At 46.9% G+C, this 25,886-nt stretch carries 25 protein-coding genes and 1 tRNA gene; 12 read left to right on the forward strand and 14 right to left on the reverse strand.

Annotated features, from left to right (window positions below; translation table 11 throughout):
- Positions 1-63 precede the first annotated feature (63 nt).
- Together carB and carA are read right to left on the reverse strand one after the other, a co-directional pair.
- Complete coding sequence (carB, locus tag WH95_RS14495; protein ID WP_046508494.1) at positions 64-3,324, reverse strand: carbamoyl-phosphate synthase large subunit; 3,261 nt, start codon at positions 3,322-3,324, stop codon at positions 64-66.
- A 114-nt stretch (positions 3,325-3,438) separates the two neighbouring features.
- The gene (gene carA / locus WH95_RS14500; RefSeq protein WP_046508601.1) at positions 3,439-4,644 is read right to left on the reverse strand and encodes a glutamine-hydrolyzing carbamoyl-phosphate synthase small subunit; all 1,206 of its coding nucleotides are present in this window, start codon (positions 4,642-4,644) and stop codon (positions 3,439-3,441) included.
- A gap of 212 nt (positions 4,645-4,856) precedes the next feature.
- Between carA and WH95_RS14505 the strand changes: the two genes are divergently transcribed.
- The 6 genes from WH95_RS14505 to WH95_RS14530 all read left to right on the forward strand — a co-directional run bounded on the left by WH95_RS14505 (position 4,857) and on the right by WH95_RS14530 (position 11,335).
- The gene (locus WH95_RS14505) at positions 4,857-5,309 is read left to right on the forward strand and encodes a GatB/YqeY domain-containing protein (RefSeq protein ID WP_046508497.1); all 453 of its coding nucleotides are present in this window, start codon (positions 4,857-4,859) and stop codon (positions 5,307-5,309) included.
- Positions 5,310-5,437: 128 nt separating this feature from the next.
- A complete protein-coding gene (gene dnaG, locus WH95_RS14510) occupies positions 5,438-7,441 on the forward strand; it encodes a DNA primase (protein ID WP_046508499.1) in 2,004 nt (667 codons plus the stop codon).
- Positions 7,442-7,517: 76 nt separating this feature from the next.
- On the forward strand, positions 7,518-9,527 hold the full coding sequence (rpoD, locus tag WH95_RS14515) for an RNA polymerase sigma factor RpoD (protein ID WP_046508501.1): 2,010 nt from the start codon (positions 7,518-7,520) through the stop codon (positions 9,525-9,527).
- A gap of 15 nt (positions 9,528-9,542) precedes the next feature.
- Complete coding sequence (locus tag WH95_RS14520; RefSeq protein ID WP_046508502.1) at positions 9,543-10,025, forward strand: ASCH domain-containing protein; 483 nt, start codon at positions 9,543-9,545, stop codon at positions 10,023-10,025.
- Positions 10,026-10,158: 133 nt separating this feature from the next.
- Complete coding sequence (locus WH95_RS14525; protein WP_046508504.1) at positions 10,159-11,073, forward strand: MBL fold metallo-hydrolase; 915 nt, start codon at positions 10,159-10,161, stop codon at positions 11,071-11,073.
- 185 nt (positions 11,074-11,258) lie between these two features.
- Positions 11,259-11,335 (forward strand) — tRNA-Ile (locus tag WH95_RS14530).
- Positions 11,336-11,383: 48 nt separating this feature from the next.
- Here the strand turns inward: WH95_RS14530 and WH95_RS14535 are convergent.
- Both WH95_RS14535 and WH95_RS14540 read right to left on the reverse strand, forming a co-directional pair.
- Positions 11,384-14,329, reverse strand: coding sequence for a cold shock domain-containing protein (locus WH95_RS14535; RefSeq protein WP_046508603.1), 2,946 nt, complete (start codon positions 14,327-14,329; stop codon positions 11,384-11,386).
- Positions 14,330-14,494: 165 nt separating this feature from the next.
- Positions 14,495-15,136 carry a class I SAM-dependent methyltransferase gene (locus WH95_RS14540; protein ID WP_218044508.1) on the reverse strand — a complete coding sequence of 214 codons (642 nt, stop codon included), beginning with the start codon at positions 15,134-15,136 and terminating at the stop codon, positions 14,495-14,497.
- Between the two features lie 219 nt (positions 15,137-15,355).
- Between WH95_RS14540 and WH95_RS14545 the strand changes: the two genes are divergently transcribed.
- The gene (locus WH95_RS14545; RefSeq protein ID WP_046508506.1) at positions 15,356-15,805 is read left to right on the forward strand and encodes a hypothetical protein; all 450 of its coding nucleotides are present in this window, start codon (positions 15,356-15,358) and stop codon (positions 15,803-15,805) included.
- Position 15,806: 1 nt separating this feature from the next.
- On the forward strand, positions 15,807-16,040 hold the full coding sequence (locus WH95_RS14550) for a helix-turn-helix transcriptional regulator (RefSeq protein ID WP_281174840.1): 234 nt from the start codon (positions 15,807-15,809) through the stop codon (positions 16,038-16,040).
- 124 nt (positions 16,041-16,164) lie between these two features.
- Here WH95_RS14550 and WH95_RS14555 read toward each other — a convergent pair whose 3' ends face one another.
- The 4 genes from WH95_RS14555 to WH95_RS14570 are packed head-to-tail and all read right to left on the reverse strand — an operon-like array spanning position 16,165 to position 19,142.
- Positions 16,165-17,175, reverse strand: a complete 1,011-nt coding sequence (locus WH95_RS14555) for a zinc-binding alcohol dehydrogenase family protein (RefSeq protein WP_046508508.1) — start codon at positions 17,173-17,175, stop codon at positions 16,165-16,167.
- A gap of 19 nt (positions 17,176-17,194) precedes the next feature.
- Entirely contained in the window at positions 17,195-17,611 is a 417-nt protein-coding gene (locus WH95_RS14560) for a cupin domain-containing protein (RefSeq protein WP_046508510.1), read from the reverse strand.
- Entirely contained in the window at positions 17,608-18,711 is a 1,104-nt protein-coding gene (locus WH95_RS14565) for an alkene reductase (protein WP_204247801.1), read from the reverse strand. The genes WH95_RS14560 and WH95_RS14565 overlap by 4 nt, the downstream gene beginning before the upstream one ends.
- Before the next feature lie 5 nt (positions 18,712-18,716).
- Positions 18,717-19,142 carry a VOC family protein gene (locus tag WH95_RS14570; protein WP_046508515.1) on the reverse strand — a complete coding sequence of 142 codons (426 nt, stop codon included), beginning with the start codon at positions 19,140-19,142 and terminating at the stop codon, positions 18,717-18,719.
- Between the two features lie 114 nt (positions 19,143-19,256).
- Between WH95_RS14570 and WH95_RS14575 the strand changes: the two genes are divergently transcribed.
- The gene (locus WH95_RS14575) at positions 19,257-20,168 is read left to right on the forward strand and encodes a LysR family transcriptional regulator (RefSeq protein ID WP_046508517.1); all 912 of its coding nucleotides are present in this window, start codon (positions 19,257-19,259) and stop codon (positions 20,166-20,168) included.
- Here the strand turns inward: WH95_RS14575 and WH95_RS14580 are convergent.
- From WH95_RS14580 to WH95_RS14590, 4 genes are read right to left on the reverse strand one after another with little or no spacing between them, the layout of a single operon-like run.
- Positions 20,165-20,455: a GNAT family N-acetyltransferase gene (locus WH95_RS14580; RefSeq protein ID WP_281174842.1), complete on the reverse strand. Its 291-nt coding sequence runs from the start codon at positions 20,453-20,455 to the stop codon at positions 20,165-20,167. The genes WH95_RS14575 and WH95_RS14580 overlap by 4 nt on opposite strands.
- Before the next feature lie 18 nt (positions 20,456-20,473).
- A complete protein-coding gene (locus tag WH95_RS21300) occupies positions 20,474-20,617 on the reverse strand; it encodes a hypothetical protein (protein WP_157845978.1) in 144 nt (47 codons plus the stop codon).
- Positions 20,614-21,759 (reverse strand): saccharopine dehydrogenase family protein, encoded by a 1,146-nt coding sequence (locus tag WH95_RS14585; RefSeq protein WP_046508520.1) that lies wholly within the window; start codon positions 21,757-21,759, stop codon positions 20,614-20,616. The genes WH95_RS21300 and WH95_RS14585 overlap by 4 nt, the downstream gene beginning before the upstream one ends.
- A complete protein-coding gene (locus WH95_RS14590; RefSeq protein ID WP_046508522.1) occupies positions 21,747-22,307 on the reverse strand; it encodes a DUF4166 domain-containing protein in 561 nt (186 codons plus the stop codon). The genes WH95_RS14585 and WH95_RS14590 overlap by 13 nt, the downstream gene beginning before the upstream one ends.
- Before the next feature lie 210 nt (positions 22,308-22,517).
- Between WH95_RS14590 and WH95_RS14595 the strand changes: the two genes are divergently transcribed.
- The 3 genes from WH95_RS14595 to WH95_RS14605 all read left to right on the forward strand — a co-directional run bounded on the left by WH95_RS14595 (position 22,518) and on the right by WH95_RS14605 (position 23,909).
- On the forward strand, positions 22,518-22,982 hold the full coding sequence (locus WH95_RS14595) for a DUF2269 family protein (RefSeq protein ID WP_046508525.1): 465 nt from the start codon (positions 22,518-22,520) through the stop codon (positions 22,980-22,982).
- A gap of 65 nt (positions 22,983-23,047) precedes the next feature.
- The gene (locus WH95_RS20695; protein WP_052742052.1) at positions 23,048-23,527 is read left to right on the forward strand and encodes a PAS domain-containing protein; all 480 of its coding nucleotides are present in this window, start codon (positions 23,048-23,050) and stop codon (positions 23,525-23,527) included.
- Positions 23,528-23,669: 142 nt separating this feature from the next.
- Complete coding sequence (locus tag WH95_RS14605; protein ID WP_046508610.1) at positions 23,670-23,909, forward strand: YdcH family protein; 240 nt, start codon at positions 23,670-23,672, stop codon at positions 23,907-23,909.
- Positions 23,910-24,009: 100 nt separating this feature from the next.
- On the opposite strand, the gene WH95_RS14610 is transcribed toward WH95_RS14605, so the two are convergent.
- Both WH95_RS14610 and WH95_RS14615 read right to left on the reverse strand, forming a co-directional pair.
- Positions 24,010-24,681 carry a Fe2+-dependent dioxygenase gene (locus WH95_RS14610; RefSeq protein WP_046508527.1) on the reverse strand — a complete coding sequence of 224 codons (672 nt, stop codon included), beginning with the start codon at positions 24,679-24,681 and terminating at the stop codon, positions 24,010-24,012.
- Positions 24,682-24,780: 99 nt separating this feature from the next.
- Positions 24,781-25,884: a DUF1513 domain-containing protein gene (locus WH95_RS14615; protein ID WP_046508529.1), complete on the reverse strand. Its 1,104-nt coding sequence runs from the start codon at positions 25,882-25,884 to the stop codon at positions 24,781-24,783.
- Between the last annotated feature and the right edge of the window lie 2 nt (positions 25,885-25,886).

The following is a 25,886-nucleotide window of genomic DNA, read 5'->3' on the forward strand; positions in this document are numbered from 1 at the left end:
TTTATAAAAACAGTTGCTCCCGATTCCACCACCGTTTTACGGCAGAATCGGGAGCCACTTAAATTAGAACGAACTCTTAAAATAAGCCTGAAGTGGCTCAACTTCAAGTATGCCTTCTTTTTTTGCTTTCAAAGCCTCTACCATGGCGCGGGCACCATTGGCAGTTGTGAAGTAAGGAACCGAGCTGTCGAGAGCGCCACGACGGATATTAAAGCTGTCCGCAATCGCCTTGGCACCTTCGGTTGTATTGATGATCAGGTGAACTTTACCAGACTTGATGTTATCGGCAATGTTCGGGCGGCCTTCACGAACTTTCAGGGCACGTTCTACTTCAAAACCCTTTTCCTGAAGATGAGTCGCTGTGCCGCTGGTCGCGACAATTTTGTAGCCCATATCCAAAAGATCCTTGGCCAAGTCTTCCATAACTTTTTTGTCACGATCTTTGACAGAAATGAAGACTGTTCCCTCGTCCGGAAGATCAATGCCAACGGCCATCTGTGCTTTGAGGAAAGCGCGGCCAAAGGAAGTATCCAGTCCCATAACCTCACCAGTTGACCGCATTTCAGGGCCAAGCATTACATCAACACCGGGGAAGCGGTTGAAGGGGAAAACAGCTTCCTTGATGGCAATATGGTCACCGCGTTCTGTGATCAGGTCGATATTGGCAAGCTTTTCACCAGCCATAACGCGCGAAGCAATTTTAGCCACGGCATTGCCGGTTGCTTTTGCCACAAAAGGCACCGTACGGCTGGCACGCGGGTTAACTTCGAGAATGTAAACAACATCGTCTTTAACCGCGAACTGAACATTCATCAGGCCCACAACATTGAGGGCCAGAGCCAGTTTGTGCGCTTGCTCATTAATCTCGGCAATAATGCTTTCAGACAGGCTGTATGGCGGCAAGGAACAGGCGGAGTCACCAGAGTGAATACCCGCTTCTTCGATGTGTTCCATGATCCCGGCTACAAAGACATCCTTGCCATCGCAGATTGCATCAACATCCACCTCAATGGCGTCTTGCAGGTAACCATCAAGCAGGACAGGGTTCTTTCCAGAGACCTGAACAGCTGTGTTGATATAGCGTTCCAGCTGACTGGTTTCGTGTATGATCTCCATAGCACGGCCGCCGAGAACATAGGATGGACGAATAACAACCGGGAAACCAATGCGTTCAGCAACGGCAAAGGCTTCTTCCTTGGTTGTTGCAGTACCATTTGTTGGCTGGCGCAACCCGAGTTCCTGCAAGAGCTTCTGGAAGCGTTCGCGATCTTCGGCAAGATCAATGGCATCCGGTGAGGTGCCGAGGATCGGAATGCCCGCATCTTCGAGAGCCTGTGACAGTTTAAGAGGTGTCTGTCCGCCAAACTGTACAATCACACCTTTGAGGGTGCCGTTACTCTGTTCCTTGCGGGCGATCTCGATAACGTCTTCACCTGTAAGCGGTTCGAAATAGAGACGATCAGAAGTGTCGTAATCTGTGGAAACTGTTTCCGGGTTACAGTTGACCATAATGGTCTCGTAGCCTGCATCGCTAAGGGCGTAGGCCGCGTGCACACAACAGTAATCAAACTCGATACCCTGACCAATTCGGTTTGGGCCACCGCCAAGGATCATAATTTTCTCGCGGTCAGTCGGCTCTGATTCGCATTCTGCCGGGTTTACGCCGTCCCCTTCGTAACATGAATACATGTATGGGGTGGTAGACGGGAATTCACCTGCGCAGGTATCAATCCGTTTGTACACGGGGGATACGTTCAGGCTGTGGCGATGTTTCGTGACTTCGCTTTCTTCCTGATTGGTCAGCTCGGCAAGACGCGCATCTGCAAACCCCATTTTCTTGAGGGTCAGGAAGGATTGACGATCTTTAGGAAGGCCATTTTCGCGAATATCATTTTCCATCAGGACAATGTCTTCGATCTGGCGCACAAACCATGGATCAAATTTGGTGACGTCAAAAATTTCTTCGACAGTCAAGCCGTGACGCAGAGCCTGAGCAATGGTCAACATTCTGTCTTTTGTCGGTTTTGACAGGAAGGAACGAACCGTGTCTTTATCCACATTGCCGTCGGCATCAACGGCGCCGGGGATATGAACTTCGTTAAAGCCTGTCAGGCCGGTTTCCATGGACCGCAGTGCTTTTTGGACTGATTCGCCAAAGCAGCGTCCGATGGACATGGCTTCGCCCACAGATTTCATCGCTGTGGTCAGATAATCTTCAGCGCCGGGGAATTTTTCGAAGGTAAAGCGAGGGATCTTGGTCACGACATAGTCGATTGTTGGTTCAAAAGATGCCGGTGTGACTTTGGTAATATCGTTCTTGAGCTCGTCCAGTGTATAGCCAACAGCCAGTTTTGCCGCGATCTTGGCAATCGGGAAACCTGTTGCTTTGGATGCCAGTGCAGATGAACGGGAAACACGCGGGTTCATTTCGATAACCACGAGCTCGCCATTTTCCGGGTTGAGGCCGAACTGTACGTTTGAGCCACCTGTGTCCACACCTATTTCGCGCAGACAATCGATAGAGGCATCGCGGAGAATTTGATACTCTTTATCTGTCAGGGTCAGGGCCGGGGCAACGGTGACTGAGTCGCCTGTGTGAATGCCCATGGGGTCGATGTTTTCGATGGAACAGATGATAATGCAGTTGTCGGCACTGTCGCGGACAACTTCCATTTCATACTCTTTCCATCCCAGAACAGACTGTTCAACCAGTACTTCAGTAGTTGGTGAGGCTTTCAGGCCGCTTTTGACGATCTCTTCAAACTCTTCGGGGTTGTAGGCGATGCCGCCACCCGTGCCGCCGAGGGTAAAGGACGGGCGGATAATGGCCGGAATGCCAACATATTCCAAAGCTTCCAGAGCTTCTTCGTAAGAGTGTACAACCTTTGAACGTGGAGAATTCAGGCCAATTTTTTCCATGGCCGTTCTGAACAGCAAGCGGTCTTCGGCCTTTTCAATGACATCGGCTTTCGCACCAATCATTTCAACGCCGTGCTTGTGTAAAGCGCCCGAACGTTCCAGAGCAAGGCCTGTGTTCAGGGCTGTTTGGCCACCCATTGTTGGCAAAAGCGCGTCGGGTTTTTCTTTTTCGATGATCTTTTCGACAACTTCCGGTGTGATCGGCTCGACATAGGTTGCATCAGCAAGACCGGGGTCGGTCATAATCGTTGCCGGGTTCGAGTTCACCAGGATAACCCGGTAGCCTTCTTCGCGTAGTGCTTTACAGGCCTGTGCACCGGAATAGTCAAACTCGCAAGCCTGACCGATAATGATCGGCCCCGCGCCGATGATCATAATGGATTTGATGTCTGTTCTTTTAGGCATGGTCTGCTTTACTCATCTTTTGTCTGTTTGCTCGTGCCTTGTGACGGGCAATGAGCTGTTCAGCTGTCTTGTTAAAACAATGGCGGCTGCTGTCGAAAGCGCCGCCATTGCAACTTATTTTCGGCGGTCTGCCATAAGATCGCGGAACCGCTTGAACAGGTATTGGCTATCCTGTGGTCCGGGCGAAGCCTCTGGGTGATATTGAACAGAGAACACCGGGCGGTCCTTCAGACGGATGCCCTGATTCGTGTTGTCGAAAAGTGAGATGTGTGTCTCTTCAACATTTTCAGGCAGGCTAACTTTATCCACCATAAAGCCATGGTTCTGGCTGGTGATCTCTACCTTGTTTGTGGTGAAATCCTTGACGGGGTGGTTTGCACCACGGTGGCCTAGATGCATTTTCTTCGTGCGAGCACCAAGCGCGAGAGCAAGGATTTGATGGCCAAGGCAGATGCCAAAGATTGGCAGGTCTTTTTGTTCCAGAAGGCTCTTTACCATTGGGATGGCATATTCACCTGTTGCAGCCGGGTCACCTGGGCCGTTAGACAGAAAGACGCCGTCAGGCTTGTGAGCCAAAATTTCATCTGCAGTTGCGTTGGCCGGAACCACCGTCACGCGACAGCCTTGAGAGCTAAGAGAGCGCAGAATATTGCGTTTGGCTCCGAAATCAACAGCGACAACATGAAATTCGGGATTGTCTTCGCTTTGATATCCTTCTTCAAGTGTCCAGCGTTTTTCGTTCCAGTTTGATGTCTGGGCACAGGTAACCTCTTTGGCAAGGTCCATACCATTTAGGCCGGGAAAGTCTGCAGCTTTTTTGCGGAGGGTTTCCAGATCAAACTTGCCATCAGCGTGATAGGCGATACAGCCGTTAGGCGCGCCATTGTCACGGATCAGACGGGTAAGAACACGGGTATCAACGCCTGTGATAGCGCTGAGATTATGAGATTTTAGCCACGCATCTAGATCACGGGTCGCGCGCCAGTTAGAGGGCTGCGTAATATCCATTCGCAGAATGGCACCGCGTGAAGAAGGGGTGATTGTCTCAATGTCTTCATCATTGGTACCAACATTCCCGATATGCGGGAAAGTAAAGGTGATGATCTGTCCAGCATAGGAAGGGTCGGTCAGGATTTCCTGATACCCGGTCATTGAGGTGTTAAAGCAGACTTCTGCAACGGCTTCACCTTCTGCGCCCAAACCTCTTCCCCAAAAAACTTGCCCGCTGGCAAGAACGAGGACTGCGGTTGCTCCCGCAGGTTGTTTGCAGGCAGAATCAATAGCCCCTGTCTGGGAGACGGAGGTTTCTTTTGATGTCATAATACTCATGGATGAGGCGTCCTTTAGGCAGACGTAATCGTCAGCGATTTAATAGCTGAGGCCTTTGTATAAGCATAAGTGGCTTTTAGGTCAAGAAAAACACGAAAGAAAATATTGTTTAATAACAGTTACTTAGAAACTTTTTAAAACTTTGCCATTTCTTTGTTTTTAGAGTAGGTTCTGGTCCTTTCTAAACTTGTTCGGGGCAAATGATGCTACGCAACAGCTTGAATGATGCTCTCAAAGAAGCCATGCGCAACAAAGATAAGCAAGCAATATCAACGCTTAGGCTTATTTTGGCTGCTTTAAAAGACCGCGATATTGCGGCGCGTGGCGAGGGGAGTGATCCTATTGGTGAGGAAGCGGTTCTGGAAATGCTCCAGAAAATGATTCGCCAAAGAAGAGATTCGATTGAAATGTACGAAAAGGCTGGTCGTACAGAACTCGCAGAGCGGGAACAGAGCGAAATTGAGGTAATCGAAAAGTTTCTTCCGAAGCAGATGTCTGCTGAAGAAGTTGAAAAGATTGTCGAAGACCTTATTTCAGAGCTCGGGGCAGATTCCATTAAAGATATGGGAAAAGTCATGGGCGCTCTTAAATCCAAGTACGCAGGTACAATGGATTTTGGTAAAGCCAGTGGTGTTGTAAAAGCCAAACTGGTTTAAACCTGCCAAAAGCTGATTATATGTTAACAGAACTCATGGGATGCCTATGGGTTCTGTTTTCTTTTGCACTGCTGTGATAAGCTAACTTTCAGATCAAGGTACTTGTTGGTTTGGGAACACGCCCTTCAATGTCATTCACGCCAGAATTTTTAGATGAACTGCGCGCACGTGTGCCGGTTTCCGGTGTGGTCGGGCGCAAGGTAAAATTGACCAAACGTGGCCGGGAATTCAGCGGCCTCTGCCCTTTTCATAATGAAAACACCCCTTCGTTCACGGTTAATGATGATAAAGGTTTTTATCATTGCTTTGGTTGCGGTGCTCATGGGGATGTCATTACCTTTGTCACCGAGACAGAGGGACTTTCTTTCCCCGAGTCTGTAGAACGTCTTGCCGAACAGGCAGGTTTGCAGGTGCCAAAAGCCAGCAAAGAAGAGGCCGAGCGGTCAAAGAAACGCGCCAGTCTTTATGATGTGATGGAAGAAGTCGCCAAGTGGTTCGAAGAGCAACTGGCGGGTGATGCAGGCAAGGAAGCGCGTGATTATGTTAATCGTCGCGGACTTAGGCCAGAGACTGTTAGCCGTTTTCGTCTTGGGTATTCCCCCAATCAACGGGGCTTGATCCGCAAAGCAATGAACGCGCGCGGGATTGACGACGAACAGTTGGTCGATGTCGGGGTGATCAAGCACAGTGATGAGGACCGACGTAAAGACGGGAATGAATACTGGGATTATTTTATCCATCGCCTGATGTTCCCGATTACTGATCGTCGTGGTCGAATTATTGCTTTTGGTGGGCGTGCGCTTGGTGACAGCAAAGCCAAGTATTTAAACTCGCCAGATACGATCCTATTTCATAAAGGCAAGATTCTTTACAATCTGGCAAACGCCCGTCAGGCGGCCCACGATCTGGGCGAAGTCATTGTGACCGAAGGTTACATGGATGTTATCGCGCTTGCCCAAGCGGGTTTCCCGTCGGCGGTTGCGCCGTTGGGCACAGCGGTAACCGAAGATCAGATACAGGAACTCTGGCGCATGGTGCCGGAACCCGTGCTGTGCCTTGATGGCGATACCGCGGGTATTCGCGCTGCGAACAGAGTGGTCGAGCGGGCTTTGCCGATCATTCAGCCCGGGAAATCCCTCAGCTTTGCAACCTTGCCCGAGGGCGAGGATCCGGACAGCCTTATCCAGACCCAGGGCCCGGCGCAAATGCGCGAAGTTCTGCGCACAGCAAAACCCTTGTCAGAAATGCTATGGCGAAAAACCACCACAGGCGCGGATATTGAAACACCTGAACGGCGCGCGGCCCTGAAAGCGGAGTTACGCCGACAGTTCAGTGTTATCACGGATAAAGATCTAAGGTTCGAATATCAAAAAGAGATGTTCAGGCGCTTTGACGAGTTAACGGGCGTTATCAGTAAAGGCGCGGCACAACCTGCTGCTCAATCTTATGGTGGACCCAGCTATAATCAAGGGTATAACCAGGGAGGGGGTGGTTATGGTGGAAATAGCTATCAAGGCTATAACAAGCCCTTCAAGAAACAGGCCGGGCGCAAGCAGAATCGCAACCGCCAATGGGGGAAGAAGGATTCGTTTGAACTGGACCCACGGATCCCACGACCGAATTTACCCACGAGAAAATTAGCACAACGACAGGAACAGGTTTTACTGGCGACGCTGATCAATCACCCCAATGTTTTGTCCAAACAGCTAGAGGATCTGGCGAGTTTGAGGCTGCCGAGTGAAGAATATAACAGGGTGTTACAAGATCTCGTGGATGTTATTGTTCGAGACCCAGATCTTGACAGAGAGGCACTTAAATGCCAACTCTGCGATAAGGGATATTCTCGACTAATGGATGAACTCTTGAGTCCTGCTGTTATGGATCACGGAAAATTTGCGCGACCGGCAACGGACAGCTACGCAGCTGAGCACGGTGTGACGCATATAGCGGCTATGTTCCGCGAGAAACAGGCAGAACAGGAAAAAGGTGTTCACAGTCGCGAATTTGCGGCGAATATGGATGAAACGGGATTGACTCAGCTGGAAGCGCACAAGCAACTCCGGCAAGAGGCATCTGGTATAGCTATTGATTTGGACAGCTATGACCCGGATGCTTATGAAGACAGTCACTAAGCGTTACGAAAGAGCACGTTGGCTAATGAGTAGAATCGGCTAGCGTGCTAAATTGCTATTTGGGGTACAAGGTTATATGGCGACCAAGGCGACCGAAACCGCTGAAAAGAGCACGGAAAATCGGGAAGAAACTTCCGACGGACCTCTAATGGATATTACATCGGCGACCGTCAAAAAGATGATCGCGAAGGCAAAAGAAGTTGGCTATGTCACTTATGACGAGCTCAACAAGGTTTTGCCATCTGATGAGATGTCATCCGAACAGATCGAAGACATTATGGCCCTTCTTTCCGAGATGGGTATCAATGTTGTCGAAAACGAAGAATCAGACGAAGCCGTTGACGAAGAAGCAAAACCCGACGAAGCCGTTGTCGGGAACGTAAAGGAAGAGGACGCGGGTCGTACCGATGATCCTGTCCGGATGTATCTTCGTGAAATGGGTACGGTTGAATTGCTGTCTCGCGAAGGTGAGATTGCGATTGCAAAACGTATTGAGGCTGGTCGGGATAAAATGATTGGCGGGATTTGCGAAAGCCCGCTGACTATTCGGTCCTTGCTTCACTGGCGCGAAGGTCTGATACAGGGTGATCTTCTGCTCAGAGATATTATTGATCTGGATGCCACCTATGGCGGCGGGCCAAACGACGATGATATCGCGTTTGAAGAATCCGGTGCGGGTGACAAGACAGATGTCGAAGACGAAATCGTCAGCCAGCCGGGTGAGCAGGTTGATGATGACGATGACGACGACAAGCCTGCCCCTGCCGAAGGGGAGGAAGAGTCTGGAGAAGGTGGCGAAGATGACGGCGAAGAGAACAACATGTCTCTTGCTGCCATGGAAGAAGCATTGCTGCCGCAGGTTCTCGAGATGCTCGAAAACATTGCCAGCCATCAACAAAAGCTGAGCAAGGTTCAGGAAAAGCGCCTGACATCTCTGCTTGCTGGTGACAAGGTGCCGGATGCTGTAGAGAAAAAATACAGCAAGATGAAGCAGGAAATGATCGAGCTTATGGAAGGGGTTCATTTTAACTCTAACCGTCTTGAACAGCTTATGGATCAGCTTTACGGCCTGAACAAAAACCTGATGTCTCAGGAAGGTAAACTTCTGCGTCTGGCTGAAAAGTCCGGTGTTGCACGTCAGGAATTCCTCGATACCTACTTTGGTAGTGAGCTTCACCCGAACTGGCTGGAAGAAATCAAAACTTACAAAGGCAAGGGTTGGGATAAGTTCGCAGAACGTTACGCGGACGACATTACAAAAATCCGTGGCAGCATTTCCAAGGTTGCTGATGATGTTGGCCTGCCAATTCCAGAGTTCCGCAAGACTGTTAAAGTCGTGCAGACCAGTGAAAAGGAAGCCAGCCGCGCCAAGACCGAAATGGTCGAGGCCAACTTGCGTCTTGTGATCTCTATTGCCAAGAAGTACACCAACCGTGGCCTTCAGTTCCTGGATCTTATTCAGGAAGGTAACATTGGCCTGATGAAGGCGGTGGACAAGTTCGAATACCGTCGTGGTTACAAGTTCTCGACCTATGCGACCTGGTGGATCCGTCAGGCCATTACCCGCTCTATCGCGGATCAGGCCCGGACAATCCGTATTCCGGTTCACATGATTGAAACCATCAACAAGCTGGTTCGCACCAGCCGTCAGATGCTTCATGAAATTGGCCGCGAGCCACAGCCGGAAGAATTGGCAGAACGTCTGGGCATGCCGCTTGAAAAAGTGCGCAAGGTCCTGAAGATTGCCAAGGAACCTATTTCGCTTGAAACCCCGATCGGGGACGAGGAAGACAGCCATCTCGGTGATTTCATCGAAGATAAAAATGCTGTTATTCCGCTTGATTCTGCAATCCAGTCAAATCTGCGCGAAACCACAACCCGTGTTCTCGCCAGCTTGACCCCACGTGAAGAGCGCGTGCTCCGTATGCGCTTTGGTATTGGTATGAACACTGACCACACTCTGGAAGAAGTTGGTCAGCAGTTCTCGGTCACACGTGAGCGTATTCGTCAGATTGAGGCGAAAGCACTGCGTAAGCTCAAGCATCCAAGTCGTTCGCGCAAACTGCGCAGCTTCCTAGATACATAACTATTGGAACCTGAAATGGTTGATAATCCACTTCGGGAATCAGATGAAAAGCTAGAGGCGTTTTGGAAAAGCTGTTGGGACTATGTCCCGGCACAAGACCGAAACGCCTCTTTTTCGTCGTGGTTCTTTGGTGATAGTCCTGAAATGGCCGACGATCTTCTGGCTCTTGTTATGAAGGGTCAGAAAATGGCAACCTGTGGTGCGCTTTTTGATTACGAGCATGATAACGAAGATCCACCCGAAGATGGCAGTTATCATATCCTGACCGATTTTGACGGAAACCCACGCTGTTTGATCCAGATGACATCGGTATCACGCGCTGCCTTCAAGGACGTTACCGAAGACTTTGCGCTGTCAGAGGGGGAGGGAAGCTATCAGGAGTGGCAGCAAGTTCATGAGGAATTTTTCGAACGCCGTGCTGCGGCAACTGGAAACAGCTTTACACCTGACACTTTATTGGTGCTTGAGCGTTTCAAGTTGATCTATCCAATAAAATAATACCAATAAAACATTATAGTTTCATTTGATACTTTTTCTGTGCAAAGTACAAAGACAAGAAGCCAGTTAAAAAAACGTGTCATGACGTCCGCATCAAGACGGATTTGATGTGCCGGATAATAGAGAGGTAAAGATGGATATCACACTTTTGGGAACGGGATGTCCGGCGGTCCATACGGAACGCTATGGGGCGGGGCAATTGATCCGTCATTCTGGCGTCGATGGTGATACCGAAATCCTGATTGACTGTGGTTCCGGTGTGACGCAGCGCCTCGTCGGTACGGGATCATCCGGGGCCAAGCTGGATGCTATTTTGCTTACCCATCTGCACTCGGACCATGTGATTGATATCTATCAGGTTATTGTCTCTGCCTGGCATCAGGGCCGAACAACGCCGCAACGGATCTATGGCCCCACGGGGACGCGCAAGTTTGTTGAGGGATTGATGGCGGTCTGGAAAGAAGAGCTGGACCTGCGCATCGCGCATGAAAAGCGCCCTTCGACTGCGGCGCTGGAACTGGATATTACCGAAATCAAAGCAGGCGAGCGTCTCCAGTTTGGCGAAGTGACCGTTGATATTGTTGCGGTAGATCACCAGCCGATTGATCCGGCCTTCGGTTTTGTCTTTGCTGCGCCAAAGGACGCTGGAAAGGATAAGGGAAGGGCGGCAACCAAGATCGCACTGTCTGGTGATACCACCTATTGCCCGGCCTTGATTAAGGCAGCCAAGGGCGTTGACCTTTTGGTGCACGAGGTTTTTGTCCACCGGGAAATGCACGTGGTCGAAGGCGTGCGTTCCGCCGAGACTATCGCCGCCGTTGCGGGCTATCACACCTTGTCAGACGAAGTGGGGAAGGTGGCAAGTGAGGCTGGTGTTGGATGTTTGCTTCTGACCCATATCGTGCCGCCAAACAGCAACCGCGATGACCTGCTTGCCGAAGTCCAGAAGTCATTCGATGGCCCCGTACTGGTTGGTGAAGACCTGATGCGAGTTGATCCGGTCAGTAAATCCGTCTCTTACGGTGCCGCTCGACTTTCCTATGCCTGATACACTGCGTGTACCATTTTGTTTATAGGCGTGTATGATGCAAAGAGTGATATCCATCGTCGGTTATTAGGCTCAATATTTGATAGGTAAAATTATCAAGTCGAAAATTTTAATGATTATGTTCCAGAATCGAACATTTAACACTTGAAGATTCCGAGCGCCTGAGCAACATTAGGCGCTCAAGTGGGCCTGTAGTTCAGTTGGTTAGAACCCTCCGCTCATAACGGAGATGTCGCAGGTTCAAGTCCTGCCGGGCCCACCAATTTTCTGTTATATTTATTGATGACTATGGCTCATTAATTTCGATGTTTTACGCGACTACGGACAGGATTTTCTTTACCTGAAAACTTGTACCTTTTTTATCTGGCGTGATTTCTACATCCAATTTTTGGTTTAATTGAATTTGATCTCTTTTATCTTCTGGAAAAACTGATACGTGAAAAAATGCAGTTCTCGCATTGCCATCTAGTTTGACAAACCCATATCCTCGTTCAGGAAATAGTCTTATTATTTGACATTTTACGCTCTCAACTTTGGCAGAATCTATTTCTATATCATGTATTTTTTGAATGAAGATACCTTTTGGTCCGCGAGCTAAATCACATAATATGCCGTCTCCATCACTCAACGATTTGATTCCATGTTCTTGTAACTTTTCAGCATGAATAAATATCCTGGAATCAATGCCTTCAACTTCTGTAAAACCAAATCCTTTTGAAGCATCATAATAATCGACAACGGCAATCACACCGCTTTTTACAATACCTTCTTTATATTCTTCTCCAAGGGTCGCCACTAAGTCATTATCAACAGGCGATTGAAGGAATTTATTTAAATTATTTATTAGTTCTATTTGGCAATTGTATTGAGGAAGTTCCACTCCGATTGAAAAATGTTGATGATCTTCTGCAATTAGATAATCAAGAAACATACTTCTAATTGCCTCAACTTTTTGTGGGAATGGAGTTTGGGCTTTGTATGCACTGTTTATTTTTAATGAAGTATCTTCATCTACAATCGCTGTAGTTAAAGCCATTTGGTAGAAAAAAACGCTGTTATGAGAGGCGAGTCTAAGGTGAACCATTCCACGGTATGAAATTGCGAGTTTTTGTTTTACAGATAGTTCTCTATTTGAGACGTCGTATGGTTCAATCAAATTGGCTTCAAGCATAGATGCAAGAGCTTTTTCAACTGCCGATTCTGAACATCCAATTGCATCAAAGTAATCAATTAAAGATTGTAGATCGAGATGTTTTTCATCAACGGAGCGGCTGTTTTTGTGAATTGAACTCAATAGGGTTAATATTCTGAGATTCAATAAAGGAGATTGCCTGATTTCACTGTCAACTTGGAATATCGGGTAAATTTCATGATTGTCACCCTGTTTATAAGCATCGTAATCACCTTTCATGAGAGCATCCATGAATTTAGTGAAGTTTGTTGTAACAGGCTCGTCGTTTAAATAAGATTTAATTAGGTCTTCAATCTTAATAACTGAAGAGGTTATTACTCTCTGTGATAATAATAATGTTCTTCTTATGTTATAATTTGTCAGTTCTCCAATTGTTTTTGAAGTGTAGTCATGATCAACAAAAACATTTTCTAGTACTTGAGCAAATCCATCAAGATTATCAATTGAAATTTTTATACCTTTACTAGAAAAATATCCTTTTTTCTCTTTCTTTTGAAATTTATCTTCTGCAAGCTTTTGTTTTAAAAAATCGATACGTTTTCTGAAAACTTCTCTAGGGGAGGGAGTGGGTAGAAAAAATGATCTAGATTTATAAATGCCAAAGAGGTCTGTTTTTGAAAATGACCAAGCTGATTTGTCTGTTACGGGAAAAATAACAAGACAGTGATTCGTATGTCTTCTTAGTGCTTGTGTAAATTGAAATATTTTTTGTTTATACTCTGCTGAGAATTCATCAATATTGTCCACCAATATAATTGGAAGCATTTTCCTATTTTTTACGACATCATCAAGAACACGCTTTAAGTATCCTTCTCGATCTCCTTCGACTTGGCTATCCAAATACTGCCCAAATTTTTCTTTAAAACGCTCTTTGTCTTTATCGTATAGCTGTGCATCAACGCCCTTTGAGCGCCTTAAATATTCTCCATGATACAGACCTAATAAATCGTCCCAGCTTGGTGAAGCATCTGGGTATGTCGCTTTTTCTAATTCGGAAATAAGGCGCTCTGTTATCCACTCTAAAGCTGTATCTTCTCTACCTGTTGCATCTAAACAGTTTACACGAGCTAGAACACATCTTTTTCGTATGGGGTTGGTGAGAGTTTTTTTGAAAAATCGATCTAAGAATGTTGTTTTTCCCGCGCCAGTTGGTCCTACAATAAATATTGTTTGTCCTGATTCTGATGGTGATACTTCGACCTCAACATTTGATTTTATTAAGTTGGTAAGTTCTATATCAACATTCTTTTCTGATGGTGTGATATTTCCTAATATGCTTGTTGTCATTTTCTCTAAGGAGAAATCTGCAATTCGGCTTTCTCTGGTCTCAACAAAGCATTCAATTAGTAAATTCTCGTCTTCATCGCCAGTTAGCCTTGAAAAAAAACTTGAAAAAACTCGATCTAAGTCAAATGCAATTTCTGATTTATGAGAAAGTTGTATATCTTCCTTTTCTAGGGGGGCTTTTAAATCTTGAGACAACAATAGTCTTTTATTGTGAATTTGGTCAAAAAGCGAATTATATATCTTTTTACAAAACTGCTGTTTTGAAAGTAGATCATAAAATTCAGAAAAATCAGAAAGCACAGCTTCTAAACTTGGAAAAACAATAGCTTCTTTTAATTGGTAATTTTCTCCGGGTACAAATGTTTTAAATATGATCCAAGTTATACCGTCAGTTAGAACTGCAATAGGAAAGCCGTTGGGGGTTGAGTAACTCGCAGCTTGATGGATACCTTGTGAAGCTTTTTTTAAACTTGATCCAGAAATTTTTAGATACTTTACTTTGTCTTTTTCTGCTGTTGCTACATCTATTATGCCAATACGTTTGGCCTCGATAAGTAGTAAAGGTGTTTCATTATCGCTTAGTATGTAATCGGAATATCCATTATCGTGTTTACGTTCAGTTCTGAAGTCTTGATAGGACCAACCAAGGCATTCATTTAAAAATCGATTGATAATTTTAATTTTAGCGTCTTCTTCAGATATAATCTCGTTTAGATTTTCTTTTATATCTGTTATGATTTCGAAAGCTTTTTCTTCTGCTACGTCTAGTGTCCCCATCGTATTATCCAAAAATGTTTCAATGTTTTTAAAGCTTATGGCTTTATAGTAGCTATAAATTTTCAATTTATTCTAGAGAAAATTTAATCTTATGTTAGAAATATAATATCAAATAATTGCTAATAGTTGCTTTTTGGGGGAAGTGATTAGATTGAATTAAATTATCTATTTCCGCGCCACAATAAACATTGAATGGCTCTTTTCCGGTTCCCATGAGCTGATGATGTCAAAGCCTGCGTTGGTGATGCTTTTTTCCAGATGTTTGGCAGAGAAGAATTTTACCAGTGGCATAAATCCGAAGAGTCTGCCGATGGGGACAATCAGCTGCAGGAACCTCATCATTCCGGTCAGGCAGACGGTGCTGCTGATGAAATAGCCGCTGGGTTTGAGCATTTTATGGATGTTGGCGATGGTGGCTTCTTTGTCTTCGAGCAGATGAAGAACGCTGTGGGTCATGATAATGTCATAGGATTGATCCGGGACACTGAAAGTATCAATGGCCGCCTGATCAAAGGTGACGTTCGTGATGTTCTGTTGTTTTGCTTTGTCCTGTGCGATTTCAAGCATATTTTCCGAGATATCAACAGCGCGGATATGCTTGACAAAGGGCGCGTGAATAAGGGCTGTTGTGCCTGTGCCGCAGCCAAGTTCCAGAACTTCCATGTCCGGCGTGAAGTAGCTTTGTGTGATCTCAAGCTTCTTTTCATAGGCGGCCTGATTAGAGACGGGAGATTTCGAATAGCGAGCTGCCATTTTATTCCAAAATTTCGCCGAGGGTGCTTCTCTTGATGATGTGGTCATATTCATTTCTCTGGTTGCTCTGTTAATCACGTATCGGGTTTCTGCACTTTGATGAAACGCTTCAATGAGAGGGTGCTCGTACTGTGATCGCATTTAATGGTGGAGTCAAATATATTTGACTTTGAGTATGATTTACTTGATATTGTGTCGTGAAAATAAGACCCGCAGAAATAAGACGGGGAAATGTAATTGGCCCTTTAACCAAATGACAGGAAGATAGTGGCAATGTCACAACAGGAAAGAAGAGTTGGTGTTTCTCTATTAACCACGATGATTATGTTTGGGGTGTTTGGTTTTTATATGTTCGGCCTCTATCAGGACGGGGCAATGGACGGGCCGGATAGTTATCGTTTGATCGGGAAAAGTTTCTTTGTTCTTGTGGGCGGTGGTATTGTGGTTAGCATTGTGGTGCATATCCTCTTTACCATTATTCATTCGATCATCACCAAAGACTATGAACCCATGATGAATGACGAACGGGACAAGCTGTTCGACCTGAAGTCCATGCAAATTATTCTGCTGGTTTTCAGTTTTGGCTTTATGGTGTCCATGGGTATTTTGGCATTGGATATTCTGGCCCCTTCGCTGGTTTTCCTGTTGATTATTTTCTCCATGTTTATCGCCAACGTCATTGGTGATCTGGTTAAGCTGTTCCTCTACCGCGGTGGCATTTAAAATGGTCAAAAGAGAGATGATGAAAGGCAAGATTACCAATAACATTCGCCGATTACGTTTTGACCACGATGAAATGACGCAAAAACAACTGGCAGAAAAAACCGGGGTATCCCGGCAAACGATTGTGGCGATTGAAAAGGCAAAATATTCTCCGTCGCTAGAACTGGCCTTTCAAATCGCCCATGTATTTGGTTGTTCGCTGGGGGATGTTTTTTCCTATGAGATTACTGAATAGTTTACTCTCAAAGGGGCTATTCCTTTATTAGGGAAAACGAACTCTTCGTTTCGCATAAAAAAAGACGGCTCACCCTTTTGAAGGCGAGCCGTAAGAGGCAGGTCAAACTGAATTTTCGTGTGATCTAGAAACCTTCCAGCACAATTTTTCCCTTCACATTGCCGGCTTCAATCAAGGCATGGCTTTTTCGAATGTTCTGGGCATTGATGGGGGAGAGAATATCCGAAACGGTGGTTCGGATATGTCCGGCATCAATCTCTTTGGCGACGTGGTTTAGCAGCTTGTGTTGCTCGATCATGTCGGGGGTATTGTGCATGGCACGGGCGAACATGAATTCCCAGTGCAGGCTGGCAGCCTTCATTTTCATTCCGGCCATGGGCATTGGTTTGTCCGTATCGTCAATAGTGACAATACCGCCTTGGGGACGAATGAGCTCTACGGCTGTTTCCCAATGGCGCATGTCGTTGAAGATGGCAATGTGATCGACATGTTCCATGCCAAGGGCGCGCACCTGTTGAACCATATCTTCGCGGTGATTAACGACGTGATTGGCGCCAAGTTCTTTGACCCAGGATGTGGTTTCCGGGCGAGAGGCCGTTGCGATCACTTTCAAACCTGCGCGTTTGGCAAGCTGAATACCGATAGAGCCGACACCGCCCCCGGCACCAATGATAAGAATACTCTCACCTTTGTTTGCGCCGTTGATATCAAGGGAGAGGCGATCAAAAAACGCTTCATAGGCGGTGATTGTGGTCAGGGGAAGGGCAGCAGCCTGAGCGTGAGAAAGCGATTTGGGCTTGTGTCCGACAATGCGCTCATCAACCAGTTGAAATTCGGCATTGGTACCTGATCTGGTGATATCCCCGGCGTAATAAACCTCGTCACCAACCTTGAATAACGTGACATCTTCACCAACAGCTTCAACGACACCACTGGCATCATAGCCAATGACACGCGGGGTTTCTTCGACTGTATCCTTGGGGGCACGTACTTTGGTGTCAACCGGGTTCACGGCAACCGCCTTGACCGAGACAAGGATATCTCGGCCCGTTGGTGTTGGCTTTTCAAGATCGGCATCAAAGAATGAATTGGGATCTTCGATGGGAAGGTAACGGGTTAAAGCAACAGCTTTCATTTTGTGTTTCCTTTGCAGGTTATCTGTTTTTGATTGTGTCAAAGTGTCGGGTTGCGTCCGAAGTGACAGGGTGATCAACAGGGGAATGGAACTCGACAGTGACAAAAATCAGTGGTGTATTTCCGTTATTGGTCAGATCGTGCACAAATCCGCTTTCGGGGGTGAGATCAGGGAAATGCTGGGTGTCTCCGGCTTTGTATGTAACGGCCACTTCTCTACCATCGTCAAAGCGGGATAGCCCTTTACCGTCGGTCATAACCGTCCAGAAATAAGGACGGTCATGACGATGGGGCGCAATGGTGTCGCCGGGATCCAGCCGCAGATGCCAAATGGTCATATCATCGGTATCGAGAACACGTTCTGTACCAATGTTACCATTCTGCCAGCCGGCTTGAATTTCCTTGGGTGTTAGAGTTTCGCCAGTGGATAAGGTCATGATGCCTCTTTCCATGCGGGGTAATCGCTATAGCCCTTTTCTGTGCCGCCAAAGAGCGTGCTTCCGTCAAAGTCCGCGAGAGGGAGGTTGTTGGCAAAACGATGCGGTAAATCCGGGTTGGCGATGAAGGGGCGACCATAGGCAATGACATCAGCCAAACCATCAGCGATAATTTGTTCGCCGCGCTCTTTGGTGTATTTTCCGGCAACGATAATCTTGCCGGAATAGCACGCGCGCAGATCGTGGCGAAACTGGACCGGCACCTGCGGGGCATCGTCCCAATCCGCTTCGGACAGATGGATATAGGTCAATCCTATACGGTTGAGCTCTTTCGCAGATTTGAGGATAACATCAATAATTTCCTCGTCAGCCATATTGCGCTGGGTGATGTAGGGTGACAAGCGAATACCTGTGCGTTCGGCACCTATTTCATTCGCAATCGCTTCGGCTACTTCGACCAGAAAACGAATACGATTTTCCTGTGAACCACCGTATTCATCTGTGCGTTGGTTTGATGAACGGCGCAGGAATTGATCAATCAGGTATCCATTGGCACCGTGAATTTCGACACCGTCAAAACCCGCGGCGATGGCATTGGCTGCGGCTTGTCGGAAGTCGTTGACGATGGCTTTGATCTCGTGCTTTTCCAATGCGCGGGGGATCGGGCAATCAACCATGTTTCCTTCGCCAGTAGCCGGGTCAACAACCCAGACCTGTGCATCAGGTGACAAGGCCGAAGGGGCAACAGGTTTACCGTCGGCATGAAAACTTTCGTGGCTCATACGCCCGACGTGCCATAGTTGCAGAAAAATTCTGCCATCCTTTTTGTGAACGGCATTGGTTACAAGTTTCCAGCCGTCTATGTGTTCGTCAGAGAAAATGCCCGGCGTGAAGGAGTATCCCTGACCTTGCTGAGAAATTTGGGTCGCTTCGCTGATGATCAGTCCCGCAGATGCCCTTTGTGCGTAATATTCGGCCATGCGGGCGTTGGGAATGTTGCCGGGCTGAGTTGTCCGTGCGCGGGTCATGGGCGACATGGCAATCCGGTTTGGTAAATTTGCCGGGCCAAGTGAAAGCGGTTGGAACAGAGAGCTGGTCATAGTGATTATCCTTGTTCTTTATGAGGGCGTTTTTCATCGGGGGCGTGATCCGTAAAATCAGAAGCAGCGGCTGCGAATACGGCTTCGAGAAGAGGGCCGCAGGGCGTGCGAAAGAAAAGCCGTCTTTCTTTGATTTCAGGAAGATCCATACAGCTGTAACGGATACCCAGGGTGTGGAGCTTTTCCTTGAATTTCTGGTAATCGTGTAATCGAAAAGCAACGTGGTCAAAAGCTTCGGCAGCGCAGTCGATACCATGACCTTGTGAGCCGATCAGATGCACGATCGGCTGATCATTTGAATAGAGCCAGTGACCGGGAATACGTTTAATTGTCTGGGGACGGTCGTGTTCTTCCAAATCAAAAAGACTGATAAAGAAGTCACGTGTGACCGCAAGATTCCGTGTGCGTATGGTGACATGATCGAGTTGCATAAGAGGCTTTTCCTTTCGTGATTATCAGATAGCACTTGCTATGGCGCCTGATAATTGTGCAAAATTCGAAATGATATTTTGGAAAATCCGAATAATGAATGAGGCAGTGGCAATATGGATTTGGATAATCTGACGCTGTTTTTGCGTATTGTGGAAAAGGGGGGAATGGCTGCTGCCGGACGTGAACTCGGTTTGTCCCCGGCAAGCGTTTCCGAGCGTCTTGCTGCGCTGGAAGTATATTACGGTGCGAGCCTTTTGACGCGGACCACACGCTCTATCAGTCTGACCGATGAAGGGCGTGAACTGGTTTCGGGTGCTCGACGTATTTTGGCCGAAGCAGATGAAGTTCAATCACGTATCAGGCTTGGCGTGGAAAAGATTTCAGGCACAATTCATATCAGTGCGCCGATTGATCTGGGGTACAATCGCATTGTGCCGCTGCTGGACAATTTTATGGAACAACACCCCGAAATCAGTATCAATCTGACCCTGACGGATGGATATGTTGATCTTGTCGGGCAAGGACTTGATTTTGCGTTACGTCTCGGGGTTCTGGCAGACAGCTCTCTGCGCATCAAAAAGCTGGGGGATAACAGGCGTGTGGTCTGTGCCTCACCTGATTATCTTGAGAAAAACGGCACCCCGGGCCATCCCGATGATTTGATCCATCACAACTGTATCTTAATGAGGTTTGGCAATCAGGTAGATCACGCATGGCGCTTTGCCGTGGCGGGACGGGAAAAGAAGTACTTTGTCCGTGGAAACCGTACGGTGAACGATGGCCATTTGGTCCGGATCTGGTGCCGTGCCGGGCATGGACTGGCGTTAAAATCTATCTGGGATATTCAGGATGATCTAAAATCTGGTGCTTTGGTGCCGGTTCTGGAAGAATTTGCAGCTATTCCGGCTGGACTTCAGATTGTTTACCCCGATGGGGCAATCCAGCCCCGCCGTGTTCGTCTTTTGATTGATCATCTCGCGCGATGGTTTGCAAATAATCAGGTGACATTACCAGAGACAGGTTAGCCGAGATCAATCAACATTTTCGGAAGCATTTTATCCTGTACTTCCGAAGGGACTTCTCCCACTCGTTTGGCACCCATGGCTTTGTAAAAACCTTCGGCGTAAATATCAGAGACAATCGTGAGGCTTGGCCAGTTAAGTTTTTGTGCTTCCTTGATCAGAAGATCAAAGGCCTGTTTGCCATAACCTTTGCCGATGTTTTCAGGCAGTAGCCAAAAGCTGTCGATCATCGGTATGTCTTCCCAGAGCAGGCTCGCCATACCAACGATTTCGCTGTCTTGCACGAACAGAAAGGTATGGGATGTTTTCTAATATTCTTCTGTGTATTCCGCTTCAAAAAAGATTTTGCATTTGTCCAGAAAGTCCTGGGGGTAATCCCAATGGCTTTTGGACCTCAAAGCAATTGATGGCAGCAGAGGAAGATCTTCACGGCGGGCAGGGACAAGTTTCATCTGGTTTCATCTTCAAAGGTCTGGATATGGAAGGGGGCAAGCTCTTGCAAATAGTCCTCAAGAGAAACCAGCCCGACACAGGGCATTGCACCTGACGCTATCCTTTCGTTTCGGACAATTTTTTTTGCAAGGATGATGGCTGGAATTGTCGGGATCTGTGGGCCGTCACCGTCCAGGCCAATGATAAACCATTTCTTTGTGAGTGGCTGACCCTTGTTGTCTTTTCCCTTGAGGATGATATGCATGCCACCATCACTGGTGCCAAAGACATTAAACCAGTTACTGAGCTTGAGCAAAGTGGCGGCGTACTTCTCAGGCTTTAAGGGCAGGCCCCAGCGAATAAGCCATGAGAGGCTCCATAGACCAAAGTGGAGCAGGCTAAGCTCCATCCCGGCGGAAAACTGCAGAGACTTGATCTTGTAGTGTGATGGCAACAGATCGAGATCGGGAATATCGCAATTCGCCATCCAGCGTTTGCCGAGTAAGGGGAATTCCTGGCGATAAATATCCTGCCACCCATAGCGAGATGCTGATGACCCTTGCACAGACGAGAGTTTTTTACCCAGATAACTCATAATGCCCTGTGTTGTGGCCAGACCGCGCTCGGCACCCTGTCCGGGGGAAATGCCATAGATCATCTGATCAATTTCAGAAAAGAGACCACGGTATTTGTCCAGTACAGCAGATGACAATCCGGGAACAGTCGAAGCCCCGGAAATAACAGGTACCCCGGCCACGCAGGCTCTATCATCCAAAGTGCTGATGCCAACAACAAAATCGCGTCCATCCGCAAGGTCAATATAGGGAACAGCAGTCTCGATACAGATTTTTGCGACATCATAGTTACTGTTCTGAAAGGGACCACAGGTATTGATAACAACTGCTGGCTTAAGGCGGGTAAGCTCATGGGCAAGGTCTTTGCGAACATCGAAACAGGCTGTTCGAACCAGCTTGTCGGGGAGTTGTGTTGCGAAGATTCTGGCTTTTTCTGCGTTGCGCCCCACGATGATAACAGGGATATCGTCACGTGTTAGGGCAGAGGCGATGCGCTTACCAAAGTTACCATAGCCCCCGAGAATCAGGACGGATTGCTGGATTTCCGGTGTTGTTTGTGTTTTGGGCGATGTTTCTATTCGGGGCATCTGATGTCTGTGACTGTAAAGCTACCTGCGTACCCAAAGGTTGGCCCGAACAGAGAGTGTTTGGCGTGGGTCCACATGGAAAATTCATCATCGGAAAGTGGTTTTTCTTCGGCATAACCTTTGCCCATAACAAACGAGAGAGGCAGAGGAAGCAATTTTCCAAAGAGCCGCCAGACATAGCCCTTGTGACACAGGATAACTTTTTCACCATCCCACTCATAGGCAAGTTTCCAGCCAATACCGAAGCGCATGAATTCAACCAATACATTGCCTTCAATCTGTTCCATACGAGAGCGAAAGGTGATATCGCCGTGATCGGGGAAATGAAAGGTACGGTCAAAATAGAAGGGTGTGTTTGCTTCAGAAGTTCTGACCTTATGATCGCTTCTGAACACAACGGTAACGGGGATGTCTTTGCCAGAGTAAGCGAGAAGCATGCCGCTAATCCGGGCCATTAAACGAACCATTGGCGAGATTTTTATATCCAGCTTGCCTTTGACCTCGACATAGTCGTTGCTATTGGAACGCACGGCATAATGTTTTTTCATTACGGGTGGAAGCCTGTCCCAGTCTTTCCCGAAGACGGATTTGAATATGGGGTCGCCTGCTGACACGCTTTGCTCCGAAAGAAGTGCTGTGGAAATCAAATTAGTTTAGACAGGATTTTGTTTGTGGAACAAGTTGAAAACAAACTAATCTTTCAAATGCTTAAGTATGTTTAATTCAGAAAGTAATCACAAAGAGAGGGTAAGAACCCAATGGACTACGAACTCCTGAAATGGATACATATCTTGAGCGCGACAATTCTCTTTGGTACAGGGATCGGCAGTGCGTTCTATATGTTTATGGCCAATCGCAGCCGGAATTTATCGGCAATGTATTTTGTCGTACGCCATGTGGTTGTCGCTGATTGGTTGTTTACAACGCCTGCTGTGATTGTGCAGTTACTTTCGGGGCTCGGGCTTCTTTACGTCACGGGATATGATCTGGATGATACATGGGTTTTGTGGGGGATCGTCCTTTATTTCTGCGCAGGCATTTGCTGGCTTCCGGTTGTATGGATCCAAATTCGAATGCGAAACTTGATCAAGGCAGCTCTGGATAACAATAGGGATATCTCTCCAGACTATTGGATATTCGATCGCTGGTGGATTTTGCTGGGATCTTTGGCCTTTCCTATGGTTGTAATCGTGTTCTATCTTATGGCTTTTAAACCTGAATAGGTTAATTTATGTTATGCTGATAGGGACATCGTGATGTTTGCTGTAAAAAAAAAGAAGGGAAATAAGTGACAGCTACGTCGAATTTTGATGAAAACCTGGGCTTGGAAGCGACTCATTTGGTTGAATTGTTTCGGTATTGGCAATCTTTGTTGCGGGTAAAGGAGTTACCCGCCCGTGCAGATATAGATCCACAAGCAATCCCCGCCTTACTTCCTTATTGTGAACTGATTGATGTTCATCGCGACCCGCTTGATTTTGAATATCGTCTTGTTGGGACCTTGATTGATGAAATTGTCACGCAGAGTTATACGGGGTTGCGCCTTAGCGAGATTCCAACGCAAAACTCACCAAGTTTGATGTTTTCGCTTTATGAACAGGTTACCAAAGAGAAAAGGCCGGTTCGTTCTGTTTTACCCTACACTGGTGAACTGCCGGATATAAAAGACGTCGAAAGTCTTGTTTTACCGTTGTCCAGCAATGGTCACGATGTGGATATGTTGCTTGGTGGTATTGCTCTAAGAAGACCTGATCGTGATAATTATTAGTTGCTAACCGTTCTGTGCCTCTTATTTTGAAGTTTATACTTTAAAACGTTAGAAAAATATTCTGATTTGACCTACGTCAAAGTCTGAAACTCGCATTGCCTCTATTGTTATGTTTGTAAATGGCAGCAATGAAGGAGTGGGAATGTCACAGCACACACCGCATGAACTCGTAGAGGAATTTCCCGAGTTTAAGGACCGCATCCACACCAAGAAGCAGTCTGATGCACATTTTGCAAAACTCGCCGAGGATTATCACCGTATTAATAAGATGGTCCACCGGCACGAAAGTGAGGTTGAAACGTTAAGTGATGATCACATTCATGAGATCAAAAAGGAACGTTTGGCGCTTAAGGATACGATCTACTCGCTATTAGCTGTTTAATTTACTTGTTAAATTCCCCAAGACAAACTTTGGCTGCCTGTTAAGGGCAGCCTTTTTTTATGCCCGCGTTAAGTTGTGCCCACGTTAGGTTGTACTCGTGTTAAGGCTCGGACCATAGTCGTAAAAGGTTGGCATGTGTCTTGGTCAAGAGGTCAAATTCCCGACTTTTTCCGTCTCGTTCAAAAAGGGTACGACGTGTTTGGTCAATGTCATAGATTATTTCTCGCTTTTCAGCGGATCGGACCAAGCTTTGTATCCAGCTGACAGCGACCTGTCTGACACCTTTTGTGACCGGGGCAACCCTATGTAATGTGGTTGATGGATATATGATGGCTGAACCTGCGGGCAGTTTGAATTTCTGTTCACCGATAGGGCTGTCCATAATCAGCTCACCACCTTCGTAACTTTCTGGATCATTGAGGAAGACGGTAAAGGAAATATCGGTGCGAAAGCCACGATCCGAGCCCATAATAGCATCATCAACGTGGCTTCCATATTCCATGCCGGGGTTATAGCGGCTAAAGAGAAGAGGGCGCATGCGTCGTAAAAGTGTTGCCCGGGAAAAAGTAGCGTTCCGTTGCAGGGAGTTGGTCAACTGCGCGGTTGCCTGTTTCGCGGCACTGTCGCGACCAGTGAGCTGGGTGTTGTTTTTTACAAGTTTTGCGTGCCAGCCTGCTGTTAACTTGCCATCTTTAAACTGACCTTGATCAAGAAGTGCATTGATTTTTTCAAGTCCAGCTTTGTTCAGAACATCGGGTATTGTTATAAGCATTAAATCATACTGGTTATAAAGGTTGATGCCCGAACAATAGCATTATAATTCACATTAAGCGATATTGCTGGGACAGACAAAATTGCTTGATGGTGTAATCTATGTTTGGGTGATCGCGCTCAGGTGATTATCCCATGCGATTTCTGGATCCTGATAGATTGCCCGATCTTTTTGCCACAAATTCCCCTGTCCATCGGATATAATGAAATCTTTCCCGCAAGCGGCAACCCCGCCTGCATCGCTGTGTGATAATATCTTAACCAATTCGCGGGTTTCGCTATTCCATATGGCGACCTTATTACCTTTTGGTGCTGTGGTGGCCACCAGACTGCCATCAATGTTTGCGCTAACGGAGCCAATATATTGCTTCATTCCAAGATAGGTTTTCTCATGGGATACGGGGGTAATTTCTTCTCCTATACGGTGTGTCGCGACAAGGCTGATGTTACTGCTTGGGTCACCTTCAAACTGTCCGCCGATCCATATATGGTCTTTTGCGGCACTCATGTGTCGTAAGGATAGCTGAGTGAAGTCAGCGGGCAGTTTACTTTGTGAAATGATCTTTCCATCACGGCGATCAATATAACTTATCTGTGGTTTCATTGATGACAGATTCAGTTTCTGCCTGGGGTAGTCTGGGTGTGTGATAATACCGCCATTTGCAATGGCAATGGTAATGCCATCAGAAAGCAGGATTGCTTCGTGTGGACCTATACCATAACTATCGTAATGCCCGATACGTGTGAAAGAATTCGTTGTATCGTATATGCCGATAATGCCACGTTCGTTTTCGTAGTCATTTTCGGTGGTGTAGAGAAGCTTACCATCGGGAGAAAAAAAACCGTGACCATAAAAATGATGACCAGCTGGGGGCGAGAAGGCTAGATGTCGTTTGTTGTTTATTAGGTCCAATACCAAGGCAAAACGCCCAGGGCGGCGAGCAAACACAACAGCAAATTTTTTGTTGGGTGTTATTGCTGTTGCATGCCCTCTGTCATCCAGGTGTTCCTGAAAGATTAAACCTCCCTCACGATCAATAACAGCGGCAGCAAAATGCCCATCTGCTGTTCTTAGGGTCGAAACATAAGCGGCTTGCAAAGAGGAAGCTTCGGCCTGTGCAAAGGAAGCTATAGGAAGATACCCGGTAGCCAAAACACCGCTGGCTGCAATTCTGTTTAAAAACGCTCTTCGGGATAAAGGCATTC

Origin of the sequence: Kiloniella litopenaei (assembly GCF_000982415.1) — a bacterium.
Lineage (GTDB): Bacteria > Pseudomonadota > Alphaproteobacteria > Kiloniellales > Kiloniellaceae > Kiloniella > Kiloniella litopenaei.